We start from the raw sequence: 16436 nt of genomic DNA, 5'->3' as shown, positions 1-16436 counted from the left end.
AAATCCTGGGGTGCGGGCGCGGTCGGCGCCCCGCCGTCAGCGGCTATTCGAGCGCGCGGTCGCTACCGATGAGGAGGCCGGGCAGGTGCGGCGGCGCGGTCTTGCGCGGCTTGCGGCCGGGAGGTGCGGTGGTGGTGCGGCGGGTCTGCGTCGCCGCCGCGGGGCGCCGGTCGGCGTCATTGGCCTCCGCCTGCCCGCCCGTTTCGGCGAGCAGGAGCAGCGACCCCATGGCGACCGGCGCCGCCGGAGCCGCCATGGCGCGGTCCGCGCCGGCGAGCCCGGTGATCAAGGCCAACAGGGTCAACAATAAACGCAAAGAAATGCCCCTCTTTTCGTCCGGCGCGCGATATATAGCATGCCGGAGGCTGAACATAGGGTGAAAGCGGCGCGGCGTCTAGGGGGACGGCTTGCGCGGTGCGGCCGGTCCGGTATCGGTCACGCTGACCGACATGTCCAGCCGGACGCGCCGCTCGACCGCCGTCCCGTCGGCGTTGCGGAAGGGTTCGAACCGCGGAACGCTCGTGCACGCATCCTCGCCGCGAAAGGGCAGGCCGCCGGGATCGCCGAATGTCTCGACCTTGCAACCGCGCGGCTCGCCGTCGGCGCCGAGTATGAATTCGAGGCTGATCGCGCCGTCGGCGAAGCGATTGGGAAAGGGCCCCGGCATCGTCCAGCGCACGCGGTTGCTGTAGGTCCCGCCGACCGCGTCGCCCGCCGCGTTGGTGCCGGGCCGGAAACGCGCGCGCTCCATCGCCAGGTCGCAGGTCCGGCCATCGAGGTCCTCGTGCCCGCTGCTCGACGTCACATCGCAGCGGGTCGGCGTTCCGCTCGCATCATAGGTCAGGCGAAAGCCCGTCGTGCCTTCGCGCCGCTCGCGCATCGCCAGCACCGGATAATCGTCGCTGGTCACCCATTGCCCCGGATTGCCGACCGGATGGCCAGGCGCCTCCAGTCCGACCCGCTTCGGCGCCATCGGCGGCGGAGCGGGGGGCCGCAGGATGACTGGCGGCGGCGGGACCGGGGGCACCTGTCCGTCCGGCGCCATGCCCAGCGCGGCCATCGCGATGAACCCGTTCACTGCCAGCAGCATCTTCACCCTCCCCGTTGGACTGCGTCCTGACTGCCAGTCACGCCGCGCGCTGCCAAGCACGATTGCCGCTTGACGCACGCCGCGGCTTTGCCGCATCCAATTGACAATCATGTAAGGAGGGAGAGGTCAATGGCGCGCAAGGCGATCTTCATCACCGGCGGCGGTTCGGGCATCGGCCGCGCGACCGCGCGCCACTTCGCAGGCCAGGGCTGGTTCGTCGGCATCGCCGACGTCAATCGGGCCGGGATCGACGAGACCGCGGCGCTGCTCCCCGACGGCGCCGCCTCGCGCCACGTCATGGACGTGCGCGACCGCGACCAGTGGACCGCCGCGCTCGCCGATTTCGCAAAGGAAAGCGGCGGACGGCTCGACGTGCTGTTCAACAACGCCGGCATCGGGTCGGGCGGGCAATATATGGACATGGCGCCCGAAGAAGCCGACCGGCTGATCGCGATCAATTTCGGCGGCGTCGTCAACGGCATCTATTGCGCGCTGCCGCTGCTCAGGGCGACCCCGGGATCGACGATCCTCAACACGGGGTCGGCCTCGGGCTTCTACGGCGTCGCGGGGCTTGCGGTCTATTCGGCGACCAAATTCGCGGTGCGCGGCCTGACCGAGGCGCTCGAAATCGAATTTTCCAAACATGGCATCAAGGTCCGCTCGCTGATGCCCGGTTTCATCGACACGCCGCTGCTCGACCAGGTCAGCGCCGACAGCAACGAACCCGCGCGCAACCGCCTGTCGGCCAGCGGCTTCGAAATCTCGCCGGTCGACGATGTCGCGCGCGCGGCGTGGGGCGCGGTGCACGGGACAAGCGTCCATGTCCCCGTCGGCAAGATGGCGCGCCGCCTGTCGCGCATCGCGCGCTGGTTCCCGGGGCTGATCGCGCGCCAGTCCAAAAAGATCGACGGGCTCGGCACCGCGGGGCACTGACCCTCCGGTCGGCGCGGCATCCATGGCCTTGCCGCGGCGTTGAAATTCCGTGCCGCCGTGTCGTCATCCTTGACTCGCGCCCGCGCGCACCCAATGTCACGCCCCGACCAATCCCCCCAATGAAAGGATGCCGAGATGACGATCCAGACCGGAGACAAGCTGCCCGAGACCACGCTGGTCAAGGTGACCGAAAGCGGTCCCGAACAGGTCAGCACCGCCGATTATTTCAAGGGCCGCAAGGTCGCACTCTTCTCGGTCCCCGGCGCCTTCACCCCGACCTGCTCGGCCAAGCACCTGCCGGGCTTCGTCGACAAGGCCGACGAACTCAAGGCCAAGGGCGTCGACGAGATCGTCTGCACCGCGGTCAACGACGCCTTTGTGATGGGCGCGTGGGGCAAGAATGCGCAGGCCGGCGGCGCGGTGACGATGCTCGCCGACGGTAATGGCGATTTCGCTGAAGCGGTGGGCCTGACGATGGACGGCAAGGCGTTCGGCATGGGCAAGCGCGGTCAGCGTTTCTCGATGATCGTCAACGACGGCGTCGTCGAACAGCTCAACGTCGAAGCCCCCGGCGAATTCAAGGTGTCGAGCGCCGACCATATGCTCGAACAGCTGTAACGGCGATACAATCCTCCCTGCGCCGCAGGCGTGGGGAGGTGGCAGCGGCGGAGCCGCTGACGGAGGGGCTTTGACGCCGACGTTGCGGCCCCTCCACCACCGCTTCGCGGTGGTCCCCCTCCCCATCGCTGCGCGAAAGGGAGGATCATGTCCGGCCCCTTCCCATCTGTCACAATTTCGTGCAAGAACGCCGCGATGACATCGACCTCATCGCACCAGACCCCCGACACCGCCGCCCCCGAAGTCGCCGAGCGCGTCGACGCGATCATCGCCGAGCTTCAGGACAGGTTCCGCGCCGCGGTGGGCAACCTCAAATCGGCGATCGCCGCCTATGTCCGCGACGGGACATTGCCCCCCGCCGACGCCGCCGCGACGGGGCTGTTCGACTATCCCGCGATCCGCCTCACCACCAGCGGCGAGCTGCGCGCAGGACAGGACGGGCACAACCTCTCCTTCGGCCGCTTCGAACGCGGCGGCGAGTTCGTCACCACCGTGACGCGTCCCGACCTGTTCGCCGATTACCTGCGCGACCAGCTCACCCTGCTCGTCCGCCACTATGACGTTACCCTGTCGGTGACGCGCACCGGGCAACAGATTCCCTTCCCCTACGTGCTCGACGCCAGCGACGGGTCGGACATGGGCCGCATCACCCCGCTCGAACTCGCGCGCCATTTCCCGACCACCGAACTCGCCGATATCGGCGACGAGCTCGCCGACGGGCTGTTCGGCATGGACCCGGCCAAGCCGCAGCCGCTCGCGCTGTTCGACGCGCTGCGCACCGACTTCTCCCTCGCGCGCCTCCGCCACTACACCGGCACCGCGCCCGAGCATTTCCAGCGCTACATCCTCTTCACCAACTATCATCGCTACGTCGACGAATTCGTCGCCTGGGCGGGCGCGCAGGTCGGCCAGGGCCGCTACACCGCGCTCGCGGGCGCCGCGGGGCTGTACGTCGACCAGCCCGGCGTCAACGCCAGCGCGCTCGTCGCCGACAGCGCCTGGCGCCGGCACCAGATGCCCGCCTATCACCTGATCGCCCCCGACGGCGCGGGCATCACGCTCGTCAACATCGGGGTCGGCCCCGCCAACGCCAAGACGATCTGCGACCATCTCGCGGTGCTGCGGCCCGAGGCGTGGCTGATGATCGGCCACTGCGGCGGGCTGCGGCCCAGCCAGCGCATCGGCGACTATGTGCTCGCGCACGCCTATCTGCGCGACGACCATATCCTCGACAGCGTCCTGCCTCCCGAAATTCCGATCCCCGCGATCGCCGAAGTCCAGCTCGCGCTCGCGAGCGCCGCCGAGGCGGTGTCGGGCACCAGCGGCGCCGACCTCAAGAAGCGCATGCGCACCGGCACCGTCGTCACCACCGACGACCGCAACTGGGAACTGCGCTACACCGATTCGGCGCTGCGCTTCTCGCAGTCGCGCGCGATCGGCATCGACATGGAATCGGCGACGATCGCCGCGCAGGGCTATCGCTTCCGCGTGCCCTACGGCACCCTGCTCTGCGTCAGCGACAAGCCGCTCCACGGCGAACTCAAGCTGCCCGGGCAGGCGAACCGCTTCTACGAGGAAGCGATCGCCGCGCACCTCCAGATCGGCATCCGCGCGTGCGAGACGATGCGCGACGAAGGCGCCAAGCTGCACAGCCGCAAACTCCGCGCGTTCAACGAGCCGCCGTTCCGTTGAGCGATGCCCCGAACCGCTCGCGCTCGGTGGCCGGCCGCGTCGCGATCGTCACCGGCGCGGCGAGCGGCATGGGCCGCGCCACCGCGCTGCTGCTCGCGAGCGAGGGCGCGAAGGTCGCGGTCACCGACCTCGATCGCGCCGCGTGCGAAGCGGTCGTCGCCGAGGCCGGGCCGAACGCGCAGGCCTTTGCGCTCGACGTCGCCGACGGCGAAGCGATCAAGGCGGTGGTCGCCGAGATCGCGGCCACCTTCGGCGGCATCGACATCCTGATCAACAACGCCGGCGTCTCCAGCTTTGCCCCGCTCGACGCGGGCGACGAATATGAGGCGATCTGGCACCGCGCGATCGCGGTGATGCTCACCGCGCACCAGCGCATGGTGCGCGCCGCGCTGCCCTGGCTGCGGCAAAGCGATGCGCCGCGCATCGTCAACATCGCCTCGACCGAGGGCCTCGGCGCGACGCCCGGCGACACGCCCTATGTCGCGGCCAAGACGGGCGTCACCGGGCTGACGCGCGGCCTCGCGGTCGATCTCGGGCGCGACGGCATCACGGTCAACTGCATCTGCCCCGGCCCGATCCGTACCGGGATGACCGACAAGGTGCCCGAAGAGGACAAGGCCATTTTTGCCAAGCGCCGCACCGCGCTCCGCCGCTACGGCGAACCCGAGGAGGTCGCGCATGTCACGCTCGGCCTCGTCCTCCCCGCCGCCAGCTATATCACCGGCGCGGTGATCCCCGTCGACGGCGGGCTGACGGCACGCAACGCATAGGCGGCGTCGTCGGGACCGGCGAGCGGACGTTCGGCGCGTTTCCGCCTTTCCGGATTGGGATCCGGATCAGAAGAAGCGCCTGCAAGGCGGCAGGCGGGCGCCTCCTCCCCATCGCTGTGCCGCAGGGCGGTCCGACGTCGGCAACCGGTCGGACGGGCCTAGAGCTCGCCGCCTAGCGCGCCGTATTTCGCTTCGAAGCCGGGCTTGTCGCCGCGCGCCAGATAGCCGGCCTGGTCGACCAGATTGTCGCGCGCGATGCGGCCCTGGAAGGCGCCGAGCTGCGGATCGATCGCCGCGATGTCGGTATCGGTCCAGTCGGCGATCTGCTGGAAACGGGTGACGCCCAGGCCGCCGAGCAGCGCGGCCAGCTTGGGGCCGACGCCCTTGAGCAGCTGGAGATTGTCGGCCTTTGCGGCGGCGGGCGCAGATGTGGGGGCTGGGGCCGCTGGCTCTTCGGGTGCGGCGGGCGCGATTGCGGGGGTGGGCGCCGGTGTCTCGGGTGTCGCCACCGGTTCGGTGGCCGCCACCGGGGTTTCGGCGGGCGGCGCTGCGGCTGCCGTCGGTTCCTCGGGAACCACCGCGGCAGCGGGCGGGGTGGGCGGCGCGGGCGTCTGCACGATCGGGGCGGCCGGCGCGGGCGGGGCCTTTTTGAAGGCGGGTTCGGCGACGACGATGTCGGGCCTGGCGGGCTCGAGCGGCTTGGCGGGCTTGGCCGGTTGGGCGGCGGGCGGCGCGATTTCGTCGGGCTTGCGGCGTGCGAACAGCCACCAGAGGAGCGCGATCGCGACGATCGCGACGATCGCGACGACCGCCGCGACGATCCAGTTTTCCTGCAGCCACATCATCTCGTCCACTCCTGCTTTGCTGTGAGCCTATCGGGCGTCGGGGCCGGCGACCAGCCCGTCGGTGTTCAGAGCGCTTCGCGCGCGACTTCGCGCCAGCCGATGTCGCGGCGGCAGAAACCGCTGGCGAAATCGAGCCTGTCGACCGCGGCATAGGCGCGCGCCTGTGCTTCGGTCACGCTCTTGCCCGTCGCGGTGACGTTGAGCACGCGCCCGCCCGCGGCGACGATCGCGCCGTTGGTGCGCGCGGTGCCGGCGTGAAAGACGCGCACTCCGCCGGCTTCGGCGTCGGCGATGCGGCGGATCGCGCCGCCCTTTTCGGGGGTGCCCGGATAGCCGTTGGCCGCCATCACCACGGTGAGCGCATAGTTGGCGGCGAAGGCGGGGGGCTCGGCAGCGGCGAGCGCCGCGGTCGCCGCGGCGTGCAGCAACGCGGCGAAATCGCCCCGGAAGCGCATCATCAGCACCTGGCATTCGGGATCGCCGAAGCGGCAGTTATATTCGATCAGCTTCGGGCCTTCGCCGGTGAGCATCAGCCCCGCGAACAGCACGCCCACGTAGGGCGTGCCCTCGGCGGCGAGGGTGGCGACCGTCGGGCGGATGATGCGGTCCATGACGGCGGCTTCGAGGTCGGGGGTGAGCACGGGCGCGGGGCTGTAGGCGCCCATGCCCCCGGTGTTGGGACCGGTGTCGCCGTCGCCGACGCGCTTGTGGTCCTGCGCGCTGCCGAACGCGATGACGTCGCTGCCGTCGGAGAGCGCGAAGAAGCTCGCCTCCTCGCCGGTCATAAATTCCTCGATCACCACTTCGGCGCCGGCGCCGCCGAAGGCGCCGTCGAACATGTCGGCGATCGCCGCCTCGGCGTCTTCGCGCGTCTCGGCGATAATCACGCCCTTGCCCGCGGCGAGCCCGTCGGCCTTGATCACGACGGGGATCGAAAAGCCTTCGAGCACGGCATGCGCTTCGTCGGCGCTGGTGCAGCGGACATAGGCGGCGGTGGGGATGCCCGCGCGCGCGCATAAATCCTTGGTGAAGCCCTTCGACCCTTCGAGCCGCGCGGCCGCGGCCGAGGGGCCGAAGGCGGGAATGCCGATCTCTCCGAGGCGGTCGGCGAGGCCCGCGACGAGCGGCGCTTCGGGGCCGACGACGACGAAGTCGATGCCGTGCGCGCGGACGAAGGCGATCAGCCCGTCGAGATCGTCGACCGCGATCGAGACGCATTCGGCGTAAAGCTCGATCCCCGGGTTGCCCGGCGCGGCATAGAGCTTGGCGCAACTCGGCGATTGTGCCAGTTGCCACGCCAGCGCATGTTCGCGGCCCCCCGACCCGATGAGCAGGATATTCATGTCAGTCCCTTTTCCCGATCCGGCGTCCGACGATGGCACCGAAGCGCGGCTGTTAGCCGAGGCCGCGCCCGGCGACAATGCGCCGGCTTTGTCGGTCAGCCAATTGTCGGCGGCGATCAAGCGCACGGTCGAGGGCGGCTTTGCGCGCGTGCGCGTGCGCGGCGAGCTGTCGGGGGCGAAACGCGCGGCGTCGGGGCATTTCTATGCCGCGCTCAAGGACGACAATGCGCTGATCGACATGGTGATGTGGAAGGGGCAGGCGGGCCGCCTCGCCTTCCGGCCCGAGGACGGGATCGAGGTGATCGCGACCGGCAAGCTCACCACCTATCCCGGCCGCTCCAAATATCAGCTCGTCGTCGACAGCCTCGAGGTCGCGGGCGAAGGCGCGCTGATGCTGCTCTTCGAAAAGCTCAAAGCACGATTGGGCGCCGAAGGACTTTTCGACCGCGAGCGCAAATATGACCGGTTGCCCTATCTGCCGCGGACGATCGGCGTCGTGACCTCGCCGACCGGCGCGGTGATCCGCGACATCCTCCACCGCCTTGCCGACCGCTGCCCGACGCATGTCATCGTCTGGCCGGTGCTGGTGCAGGGCGACGGCGCGGCGGGGCAGGTGGCGAACGCGATCCGCGGCTTTGACGCCATTTCCCCCGGCGGCCCGGTGCCGCGCCCCGACCTGGTGATCGTCGCGCGCGGCGGCGGGTCGATCGAGGATCTGTGGGCGTTCAACGAGGAAGTGGTGGTGCGCGCGATCGCCGATTGCCGCATCCCGACGATCAGTGCGGTCGGGCACGAAACCGACGTGACGCTCGCCGACTATGCCGCCGATGTGCGCGCACCGACGCCGACGGCGGCCGCCGAAATGGCGGTGCCGGTGCGCGCCGAGCTGATGGCGCAGCTCGCGGCGTGGAACGGCCGGATGATCGCGGCGGCGAACCGGCAGCAGGCGCTGTCCGGCGAGCGGCTGGCGGCGCTCGCGCGGCACCTGCCGAAGCGCGAGGCGCTCTACGCGCCGCAGCGCCAGCGGCTCGACGATGCCGGCGAGCGGCTCGACCGCGCGCAGCGCCACCGGCTGGCGGTGACGACCGAACGGCTCGCGACGCGCGCGGGGGCGCTGCGTCCGGCGCTGCTGGCGCGGGCGTGGGACCGCGACCGCGCCAGGCTTGAAGGGCTGGGGCGGTTGCTCGACAGCCTCGACCCGCGCGCGCTGCTGTCGAAGGGCTATGCGATGGTGCGCGACGCCGACGGCGCGATCGTCGCCAGCGCCGCGCGCGCGCGCGCCGCCGCGCACCTGCGGCTCCAGTTCGCCGACGGCGAGGTTCCCGTCGCGGTGGGCGGTGGCGAGGGAGAAGAGGGACCTCCGTCTGTCCCGCGACCGGCGCGCAAGCCGGGGGCGTCCGCGCCGGGGCGAGGGCAGGGCGAGCTTTTCTGAGCGGTGCAGGGGGTGGCCGCGGCGCGCCGGCCTGCTATGGTCACGGCGATGATCCTTTTCGAAACGGACCCCGAATCATGCTGATCGCCAGCCGCAACCGCCTCGCCCGCCTGCATTACGGCCCCAACGGCTATCGGGTGCTCGCGCCGGGCGACCATGTGCTGTGCGCGGTCAGCGGTGCGCCGATCGGGCTCGACGAGCTGCGCTATTGGTCGGTCGCGCGGCAGGAGCCCTATGCGAGCGCGGCGATTTCGGTGCAGGCGGCGCTCGACGCCAAGGCATGATCGGCGCGCACGACTGGCGGTTCGGCGCGATCGCGCTGGGGCTGCTCGCGACCGCGGGAGGCTGCGTGCCGCCGGTCGATGCCGCCGCGACGGCCTCGGCGCCCGATGCCGTCCGCGACGCGCCCGCGCACACCGCGCCGCCTCTGCCCGTCGTGCCGGCTGCGCCGGTCCTTCATGATTTCGCACTGGCCGGATCGCCCGAACAGGGCGGCGTGCTGCTCGGTCAGGCGCCGGGCGGGACGCGCACGCTGTCGCTCGACGGCAAGCCGGTCGCGCTCGCCGGCGATGGCGGCTTCCTGATCGCCTTCGACCGCGACGCCGGGCCGGTGGCGCGCCTCGTGGCGACGCTCGCCGACGGCCGCACGGTCGCGCGCGACCTCATCGTCGCGCCCGGGCGGTGGCGGATCGAGCATATCAACGCGCCGTATCGCGGCAGCGCGTCGAGCGATGCCGAATTCGCGCGCCGCCGTCCCGCCGAACTCGAGCAGATCGCGGCGGCGCGGGCGACCGACCACGCGTCGGATGGCTGGCGCCAGCGCTTCGTCTGGCCGGTGTCGGGGCGCCGGTCGGGCTTCTTCGGGGCGCAGCGCGTCTATCAGGGCAAGCCCGGAAGCTATCACAGCGGCGCCGATGTCGCGGTGCTCGCGGGCACGCCCTTCGTCGCGCCCGCCGACGGCGTCGTCGTGCTCGCGGCGGCGGCGCCCTTCACGCTCGAGGGACATCTGCTCATCGTCGATCACGGCATGGGGCTCAACAGCGCCTTCCTCCATTGCCAGCGGCTCGACGTGAAGGTGGGCGACCGCGTCGTGCAGGGGCAGCGGCTCGGCACCGTCGGTGCGACCGGGCGTGCGACCGGCCCGCACATGCACTGGGGCATGACATGGCGCGGCGCGCGGATCGATCCCGCCAAGGTCGCGGCGCCGATGGCGGGCTGACGCGCGGCCGAACTGGTAACCGTTGCAACAATATGTCGCCGTTAACGCTGCGACGAGTCATTGTATTTCGCCGGGTCCGGCGGTTGTTGCAAATACGTCACAACAGCGCGTGAAACGGCCTAAAGCGCCGGGAATTTCCTTTACTCTACATGAATGAAAGGTCATCCCCCATGCTATCGGGGCATCTGTACGCTGGAATTATGGCCTGCGCGACGGGGGTCCGGGTAACTCATCCATCAGTAGCAAGGGACTGCACTGTGAAGAAAACCCAATATTTCAAGTTGAAACTGAGCGCCGCGCCCCTCGTCTTGGGCGTCGCGATGGTTTCGGCTCCCGCTCATGCGCAGGAAGCGCCCGAAGCCGAAAGCGACGCGACCATCGTCGTCACCGGCTCGCGCATCGCGCGTCCGAACCTCGATTCGAACAGCCCCGTTGCGGTTGTCAGCGGTGAAGCGACGGTCGAAAACGCCGACGTCACGCTCGACACCTTCCTGAACACGCTGCCGCAGGTCAACCCGGCCGGCACGACCACCTCGAACAACCCCGGCAACGGCGGTCAGTCGAACATCAACCTGCGCGGCCTCGGTTCGAACCGCAACCTCGTGCTGATCAACGGCCGCCGCCCGATGGTGTCGGCGTCGGACCAGACGGTCGACCTCAACACGATCCCGCAGGGCCTGATCGAACGCATCGAAATCGTGACCGGCGGTGCCGGCGCGGCCTATGGCGCCGACGCGATCGCGGGTGTCGTCAACCTGATCCTCAAGGATAATTTCGAAGGCATCGACCTCCGTGCGAGCTATTCGAACTCGATCCCCGAAACCGATGCACGCGAATATCAGATCAGCGGCATCATCGGCGGCAACTTCGCCGACGGCAAAGGCAACATCGCCTTCTCGGCCGAATATTCGAAGCGTCAGGGCATGATCAAGGCGCAGCGCGACTTCGCGTCGCAGGCGACCTCGACGACGCTGTCGTTCCCGACCGGTTCGTACACGAACAGCGCCGGCAACCCGATCAGTCAGGCCGCTGTCAACGCGCTGTTCGCCAGCTATGGTGTTGCACCGGGTCAAGTACCGTCGACCGCCCAGCTTGGTTTCAACTCGGACGGCTCGCTGTTCGGCCGCGGCTCCTTCAACAGCCCGCTCGATGTGTCGAACTTCCGGTACGACCTTGATTCGCCGGCGAACCCGAACCTCAACTTCTTCCCCGATTTCTACAGCTACAACTTCGACATCGTGAATATTCTCGTCCTCCCGCTGGAGCGCAAATCGGCGTTCCTGACGGCGAACTACGAGATCAATCCGGCGTTCGACGTGTTCGTGCAGGGTGGCTACACCAACTATAATTCGGCGACTGCGCTGGCTCCGACCCCGGTTTCGACGGGTATCGTGAACCCCGGCAACACGGGGGCTTCGGTGCTCAACGCGCGCTCGCCGCTCGTGACCAACTTTCATGACACGGGCCCGGGCGAGGGCGTGACTCGCGGTCGTATTACCGGTTTCGTCGTTCCGGTCACCAACCCCTTCGTGTCGAACGACCTGCGGACGCTGCTCAACAGCCGTACCGGTGATGACCCGAACCTGACCGGCTCTGGCGCCAATGAAGGCATCCGCATCGGTTATCGCTTCCTCGGCACCGGCCTGCGCGAGCAGCAGCTTGAGAATGAAGTCATCCAGGGCCTCGTCGGCTTGCGCGGTGAATTCGCTCCCGGCTGGCGTTACGAAGCTTATTACAGCTGGGGCGAAACCACGATCGACCAGCGCGCGACGGGCAACGTCAACGTCCAGAAAGTCCAGCAGCTGCTCGAAGCGCCGGATGGCGGCAAGAGCCTCTGCGAAGGCGGTTTCAACCCGTTCGGTATCCAGCCCTTCTCGAAGGCATGCGTCGATTTTGTCGACGAAGTCGGTGTGACGAAGACGACCTTCACCCAGAAAGTCGCGCAGGCCTATGTTTCGGGCGAACTGACCGATCTGCCGGGCGGCCCGCTGGGCGTCGTGTTCGGTGTCGAGCAGCGCAAGTTCAAATATGAATTCGATCCGGGTGCGCTGTTCGGTCCGATCGCCGGTTTCAACACCAGCACGCCCGACCTTGGCACCAACAAGTTCCTCGACTTCTTCGGCGAACTTCGTGCCCCGATCATGGACAATCTGGAACTGTCGCTGACTGCTCGCCATTCGAAGAGCGATTTCAACGACATCGCCAATGGCGTCAACGGCGCGCCGTCGAACGACTGGACCTATGGTGGCACCGTCACCTTCAGCCCGATCGATCAGGTTCGTCTGCGTGCCAGCTATCAGCACTCGGTTCGTGCGCCGAACTTCGGCGAGCTGTTCTCGGGCGGCGGCAGCTTCCCGCAGATCTTTGACCCCTGCTCGGTCAACAGCAACTTCCGCCAGACGGGCGGCGCTGCGGCGGCAAAGCTGTGCACCGATACCGTCCGCGGTGGCGGTGTCAGCGATGCCAACATCAACAGCTTCGTCGCCTCGCCGGGCGCACAGGCGTTCATCACGACGACGGGCAACGCAAATCTGAAGCCGGAAAAATCGGATACCTTCACCGTCGGTGCGGTGTTCCAGGTCGCCGGCCTGACGGGCTCGATCGATTATTACAACATCAAGATCAAGGACACGATCCTCAACCCCGACGTCAACGAAATCATCGCATCCTGCTATGGTTATAATGACATCAATCCGAATCTTGATGCGGCGAACCCGTTCTGCGGCGCGATCGGTCGTTCGGGCGATTCGATGACCGGTATCTACCTTCCCGCTTCGCTGGGCGGGGACGCAAATGGTTACTTCCAGTTCGTCAACGCCGGGTCGGTCAAGACCTCGGGTGTCGACGTTCAGCTGGGCTACCGCCTGCCGACCGAGTTCATCAACGAAGACAGCGCGCTGAACTTCAACCTGGCGGTCAACTATCTGATCGACTTCAAGAACGTCGGTCTCGGCGGTCTGAAGACCGATTATGCCGGTACGGCCTCCTACTTCGGTGCGGGTCTCGGCACGAGCTTCCCGCGCTGGAAGGCGACGCTCAACACCAAGTTCAACATCACGCGTGAACTGAGCTTCGACAGCCGCATCCGCTTCATCGATGCGATGGAAAACCGTGCGGCGCGCCAGTATGTCGGCGAAACCTTCACGGGTCCGGGCAGCGTCTTCTACTTCGACTTCGCACTCCAGGCCGAAGTCGATGCGATGACCTTCCGCATCGGTCTGAACAACGCGTTCGACCGCAAGCCGGAAACCTACTCGCCGAACGTCCAGTCGGGCACCGATCCGTCGCTCTACGACGTCATCGGTCGTCGCGCCTATGTGTCGGCCCGCCTGAAGTTCTAAGCTTCGGACGTCACGAACAAGGAGAGGGCGGGACTGGTGTCCCGCCCTCTTTTTTTATACGCAGGGACGATGACCGTGACCGATCGATTGCGCGCCGCCTATGCCGCCTATGCCAGGGGCGATTTTGCCACTGCGCGTGCGCAGGGCGAGGCCGCGTTGCGCGCCCAGCCCGCCAATGCGACCGTGCTCCAGCTGCTCGGTGTCGTCAGCTGTCAGGCCGGCGCGCTACGCGAAGGGGCCGGTTATCTGCGCCGGGCGCTCGCCAACGGCGGCGATACGACCGATAACCGCATCAATCTTGCGCGCGCGCTCTCCGACCTCGGCGAGCATGACGAAGCCGCGCGCGTGTGCGCCGAAGGCGATCTTGCGGGATCGGGCGAACTGCAGGCGATGCAGGCGCAGATATTGAAGGCGCAGGGCCGTACGACCGAGGCCAGTTGGGCCTATGAAAAGCTGGTGTCCGAAAATCCGGAGGATTTCGCCGCGTGGAACAATCTGGGTAACGCCCGGCACGAGGCGGGTGACCTTGAGGGCGCGCTGACGGCATTCCAGCATGCGCGGCAGATCGACGAGAAATCCTCGCTCGTTCACACCAATATGGGGCGCGTGCTGATCTCGATGGACCGCTACGAGGATGCGTGCCTGATTCTGGAAAAGGCGGCGCTGCTCGCGCCGAAGGATCCTGCGCCGCTGCTCGAACTCGGCCGCACGCTGACCAGCATCAACCATCTCGAGGGCGGGCTCCGCGCGCTCGGCACCGCGGCGCGGCTCGATCCCAACGACCCGCGGATATTCCTTGCGATCGCGGTCGCCTTCCTCGACATGGAAAACAACGACCAGGCCGAGCGCGCGCTGCGCTTCGCGATCAAGGCCGACCCGAACTTCATCCCCGGCTATCTCAATCTCGGCATCCTGTTCGAAAAGGCCAATCGTGTCGACGAACTGGACCAGCTGATCGCGGCCGCCGAGGGGGCGAAGCTGGCGGGCGACGAAATCGATTATTTGCGGGCGCTCCGGTTGAGCCGCGAAGGCGACCGCGCGGGGGCGCTCGATCTCGTTCGCGATCTCCATTCGCCCGCGATCAACCCGTCGATCAAGGCGCAGTTCGCCGGTCAGCTCGCCGACCGTCTCGGCCGGACCGAGGACGCGATCACCTTCTACGACGAGATGAACCGCGCGCAGGCGCAGAGCCCGATGGGCGTCGGCGTCGATCGCAGCGCCTATCAGCGCGGCATCGCCCGCCTCGACGAACGCACGACGCCCGCGTGGTTCGCCGGCTGGCCCGCCGGCCCGACATCCGGAACGCGTCCCGCGCCGGCCTTCCTCGTCGGTTTCCCGCGGTCGGGAACCACGCTGCTCGACACGATCCTGATGGGGCACAGCGGCGTTCATGTGCTTGAGGAACTGCCGATCATCGAGACGCTGTCGAAATCGGTCGGCGACCTCGACGCAATCGCGGGCCTCGATGCCGCCGGCGTCGCCGGCTTGCGCGATCGTTATTTTGCCGAACTCGAGAAGGCGTCGCCCGCGGCCGCGGGCCAATTGGTGATCGACAAGAATCCGCTGTCGATGATCCGCATGCCGCTGATCCACAGGCTTTTCCCCGACGCAAAGATCATCCTTGCGATGCGGCATCCCTGCGACGTCGTGCTCAGCTGCTTCATGCAGAATTTCAAGCCGACCGAGGCGATGGCGAGCTTTCTCGACCTGCCCAACGCCGCGCGCACCTATGATCGCATCTTTCAATATTGGGAAACCTGCCGCGCGGTTTTTCCGCTCGATGTCCGGATGCTGCGCTACGAAGCGATGGTCGCCGACGCCGGTGCGGCGGTGCGGCCGTTGTTCGACTTCCTCGGGCTCGACTGGGAGGAGGCGGCGCTCGACCATCAGAAGACCGCTGCGGCGCGCGGCTATATCCGCACGCCGAGCTATGCGCAGGTGATGGAGCCGATCTATGCGTCGGCGAGCGGGCGCTGGAAACGATACGAAGCGCAGATGCGCGAAATCCTGCCGATCCTGGAGCCGTGGGTCGAACGTTACGGTTACAGCTTCGATTAACCTGCGGCGCGCAGCCAGCCGGTGATCGACAGGCGCGCTTCGGGAGCGAGCGGCGTCACATAGCTGACGCTGTGCGGTTGCGGGACGGCGAACAGGCGCAGCGCGCCCATTTGCGGGACAAAGGCCTCGTCGATATTGCCGTCTTCGCCGTGGAACATCAGCAGGCCGCCCCATTCGGCGCGCCAGCGCGGCGCCAGCGAAAAGACATAGGCGGCGCGGCGGTGCTTGCCGTCGACATCGTCGTCGTGGCAGGTCAGGAAATGCCCTGCGTCATAGCGCGTCGCCTGCCCGTCGGCGAAAGCGAGATCGCCGACGCCCATGGCGTCGCCGATGGTGCCGAGGACCGTCGGCGAGGAGAGAAAGGCGACGAAGCGGGCGACCGGGTCGTGCGAAGCGGCGTCGCCGCCATCGGGCGCGCGGATCGCTTCGTAGCGATACTGAAATCCGTCGCGCCCCGCCGCGACGATGCGCCGGTCGAGCTCGGCTCGCTGCGCGCCGTCGAGTGTCGCCCAGGCGTCGCGCGTCATTTCATAGACGTTGGTGCCGGCGTTCATCACCAGCGTCCAGTCGGTCCGGACGGCCAGATTCTCGCGCAGCGCAGCGGCTTGTCCGCCAGCAAGCAGGCAAGGGATTTCGATACGGCCATGGGCTGCGAAACGCCGCGCGATCCCGTCCCAGTCGATGCGGTCGGACAGCGCGAAATCGGAGCTCATCGGAAGCGCTTTTCCTGCGGTTTTCAGGCGAGACCAGGCACCTTGGGCAGTTTGACAGCCGGGGGGGCGAGCGAATATATCGACGACAGCGATATTGCTCTGGAGACGAGTTGTCATGCGCAAACTGAACTGGATGATTCTGGCCGTCGTTCCCCTGCTCGCAGGTGCGCCGGCCATCGCGTCCGACTCCGCCGGCTCCACCGAGGCCGCGAAGGCCAATCCGAAGGACAGGATGGTGTGCAAGCGCACGCAGCAGACCGGCACGCGCTTCAAGAAGGAAGTGTGCAAGACGGCCGGGCAGTGGGACGCGATTGCGGAACAGCACCGGCGCGACCTGTCGGAAACCGTCGACCGGCCGCAGGTCGAAATTCGCCGGGAATGA

General features: G+C 67.9%; 15 protein-coding genes. 10 read left to right on the top strand and 5 right to left on the bottom strand.

From position 1 onward, the window contains the following. Positions 1 to 43: 43 nt before the first annotated feature. Both EAO27_RS17690 and EAO27_RS17685 read right to left on the bottom strand, forming a co-directional pair. Positions 44 to 295: a hypothetical protein gene (locus tag EAO27_RS17690; RefSeq protein WP_242772556.1), complete on the bottom strand. Its 252-nt coding sequence runs from the start codon at positions 293 to 295 to the stop codon at positions 44 to 46. A 99-nt stretch (positions 296 to 394) separates the two neighbouring features. Next, positions 395 to 1090 carry an energy transducer TonB gene (locus EAO27_RS17685; RefSeq protein ID WP_242772553.1) on the bottom strand — a complete coding sequence of 232 codons (696 nt, stop codon included), beginning with the start codon at positions 1088 to 1090 and terminating at the stop codon, positions 395 to 397. Positions 1091 to 1219: 129 nt separating this feature from the next. On the opposite strand from EAO27_RS17685, the gene EAO27_RS17680 reads away from it, so the two are divergent. The 4 genes from EAO27_RS17680 (at position 1220) to EAO27_RS17665 (ending at position 5103) form a co-directional block, all read left to right on the top strand. Further along, entirely contained in the window at positions 1220 to 2023 is an 804-nt protein-coding gene (locus EAO27_RS17680) for an SDR family oxidoreductase (protein ID WP_242772548.1), read from the top strand. Positions 2024 to 2158: 135 nt separating this feature from the next. Beyond that, complete coding sequence (locus EAO27_RS17675) at positions 2159 to 2641, top strand: peroxiredoxin (protein WP_242772545.1); 483 nt, start codon at positions 2159 to 2161, stop codon at positions 2639 to 2641. A 195-nt stretch (positions 2642 to 2836) separates the two neighbouring features. Further along, on the top strand, positions 2837 to 4333 hold the full coding sequence (locus EAO27_RS17670; protein WP_242772529.1) for an AMP nucleosidase: 1497 nt from the start codon (positions 2837 to 2839) through the stop codon (positions 4331 to 4333). Beyond that, positions 4330 to 5103: an SDR family NAD(P)-dependent oxidoreductase gene (locus EAO27_RS17665; protein WP_242772526.1), complete on the top strand. Its 774-nt coding sequence runs from the start codon at positions 4330 to 4332 to the stop codon at positions 5101 to 5103. The genes EAO27_RS17670 and EAO27_RS17665 overlap by 4 nt, the downstream gene beginning before the upstream one ends. Before the next feature lie 158 nt (positions 5104 to 5261). Here EAO27_RS17665 and EAO27_RS17660 read toward each other — a convergent pair whose 3' ends face one another. Together EAO27_RS17660 and purD are read right to left on the bottom strand one after the other, a co-directional pair. Beyond that, positions 5262 to 5948, bottom strand: coding sequence for a hypothetical protein (locus EAO27_RS17660; protein ID WP_242772523.1), 687 nt, complete (start codon positions 5946 to 5948; stop codon positions 5262 to 5264). 65 nt (positions 5949 to 6013) lie between these two features. Then, complete coding sequence (purD, locus tag EAO27_RS17655) at positions 6014 to 7291, bottom strand: phosphoribosylamine--glycine ligase (protein WP_242772520.1); 1278 nt, start codon at positions 7289 to 7291, stop codon at positions 6014 to 6016. On the opposite strand from purD, the gene xseA reads away from it, so the two are divergent. The 5 genes from xseA to EAO27_RS17630 all read left to right on the top strand — a co-directional run bounded on the left by xseA (position 7290) and on the right by EAO27_RS17630 (position 15341). Continuing rightward, positions 7290 to 8723, top strand: a complete 1434-nt coding sequence (gene xseA, locus EAO27_RS17650; protein WP_242772517.1) for an exodeoxyribonuclease VII large subunit — start codon at positions 7290 to 7292, stop codon at positions 8721 to 8723. The genes purD and xseA overlap by 2 nt on opposite strands. 77 nt (positions 8724 to 8800) lie before the next feature. Further along, positions 8801 to 9007 carry a DUF2093 domain-containing protein gene (locus EAO27_RS17645; RefSeq protein ID WP_242772500.1) on the top strand — a complete coding sequence of 69 codons (207 nt, stop codon included), beginning with the start codon at positions 8801 to 8803 and terminating at the stop codon, positions 9005 to 9007. After that, positions 9004 to 9942 (top strand): M23 family metallopeptidase, encoded by a 939-nt coding sequence (locus EAO27_RS17640; protein ID WP_242772497.1) that lies wholly within the window; start codon positions 9004 to 9006, stop codon positions 9940 to 9942. Before EAO27_RS17645 ends, EAO27_RS17640 begins: the two co-directional genes overlap by 4 nt. 200 nt (positions 9943 to 10142) lie before the next feature. Continuing rightward, positions 10143 to 13283 carry a TonB-dependent receptor gene (locus EAO27_RS17635; RefSeq protein ID WP_242772494.1) on the top strand — a complete coding sequence of 1047 codons (3141 nt, stop codon included), beginning with the start codon at positions 10143 to 10145 and terminating at the stop codon, positions 13281 to 13283. A gap of 75 nt (positions 13284 to 13358) precedes the next feature. Next, positions 13359 to 15341 carry a tetratricopeptide repeat-containing sulfotransferase family protein gene (locus EAO27_RS17630; protein WP_242772491.1) on the top strand — a complete coding sequence of 661 codons (1983 nt, stop codon included), beginning with the start codon at positions 13359 to 13361 and terminating at the stop codon, positions 15339 to 15341. Here the strand turns inward: EAO27_RS17630 and EAO27_RS17625 are convergent. Further along, a complete protein-coding gene (locus EAO27_RS17625) occupies positions 15338 to 16054 on the bottom strand; it encodes a 2OG-Fe(II) oxygenase family protein (protein WP_242772489.1) in 717 nt (238 codons plus the stop codon). The two genes, EAO27_RS17630 and EAO27_RS17625, sit on opposite strands and share 4 nt — an antisense overlap. Positions 16055 to 16169: 115 nt before the next feature. On the opposite strand from EAO27_RS17625, the gene EAO27_RS17620 reads away from it, so the two are divergent. Further along, positions 16170 to 16436: a hypothetical protein gene (locus EAO27_RS17620; protein WP_242772480.1), complete on the top strand. Its 267-nt coding sequence runs from the start codon at positions 16170 to 16172 to the stop codon at positions 16434 to 16436.

The sequence above is a fragment of the Sphingopyxis sp. YF1 genome (assembly GCF_022701295.1).
Taxonomy (GTDB): Bacteria; Pseudomonadota; Alphaproteobacteria; order Sphingomonadales; family Sphingomonadaceae; genus Sphingopyxis.
Note: the sequence above shows the minus strand (reverse complement) of the source record. Positions and strands in the feature narration are given on the sequence as shown.

Bases quoted from the DNA above. Each gene is read 5' to 3' on its own strand.
- EAO27_RS17670 (WP_242772529.1), top strand. From the start codon at position 2,837: ATGACATCGACCTCATCGCACCAGACCCCCGACACCGCCGCCCCCGAA.
- EAO27_RS17640 (WP_242772497.1), top strand. From the start codon at position 9,004: ATGATCGGCGCGCACGACTGGCGGTTCGGCGCGATCGCGCTGGGGCTG.
- EAO27_RS17625 (WP_242772489.1), bottom strand. From the start codon at position 16,054: ATGAGCTCCGATTTCGCGCTGTCCGACCGCATCGACTGGGACGGGATC.
- EAO27_RS17635 (WP_242772494.1), top strand. From the start codon at position 10,143: ATGGCCTGCGCGACGGGGGTCCGGGTAACTCATCCATCAGTAGCAAGG.
- EAO27_RS17620 (WP_242772480.1), top strand. From the start codon at position 16,170: ATGCGCAAACTGAACTGGATGATTCTGGCCGTCGTTCCCCTGCTCGCA.
- EAO27_RS17680 (WP_242772548.1), top strand. From the start codon at position 1,220: ATGGCGCGCAAGGCGATCTTCATCACCGGCGGCGGTTCGGGCATCGGC.
- EAO27_RS17685 (WP_242772553.1), bottom strand. From the start codon at position 1,090: ATGCTGCTGGCAGTGAACGGGTTCATCGCGATGGCCGCGCTGGGCATG.
- xseA (WP_242772517.1), top strand. From the start codon at position 7,290: ATGTCAGTCCCTTTTCCCGATCCGGCGTCCGACGATGGCACCGAAGCG.
- EAO27_RS17645 (WP_242772500.1), top strand. From the start codon at position 8,801: ATGCTGATCGCCAGCCGCAACCGCCTCGCCCGCCTGCATTACGGCCCC.
- purD (WP_242772520.1), bottom strand. From the start codon at position 7,291: ATGAATATCCTGCTCATCGGGTCGGGGGGCCGCGAACATGCGCTGGCG.
- EAO27_RS17675 (WP_242772545.1), top strand. From the start codon at position 2,159: ATGACGATCCAGACCGGAGACAAGCTGCCCGAGACCACGCTGGTCAAG.
- EAO27_RS17660 (WP_242772523.1), bottom strand. From the start codon at position 5,948: ATGATGTGGCTGCAGGAAAACTGGATCGTCGCGGCGGTCGTCGCGATC.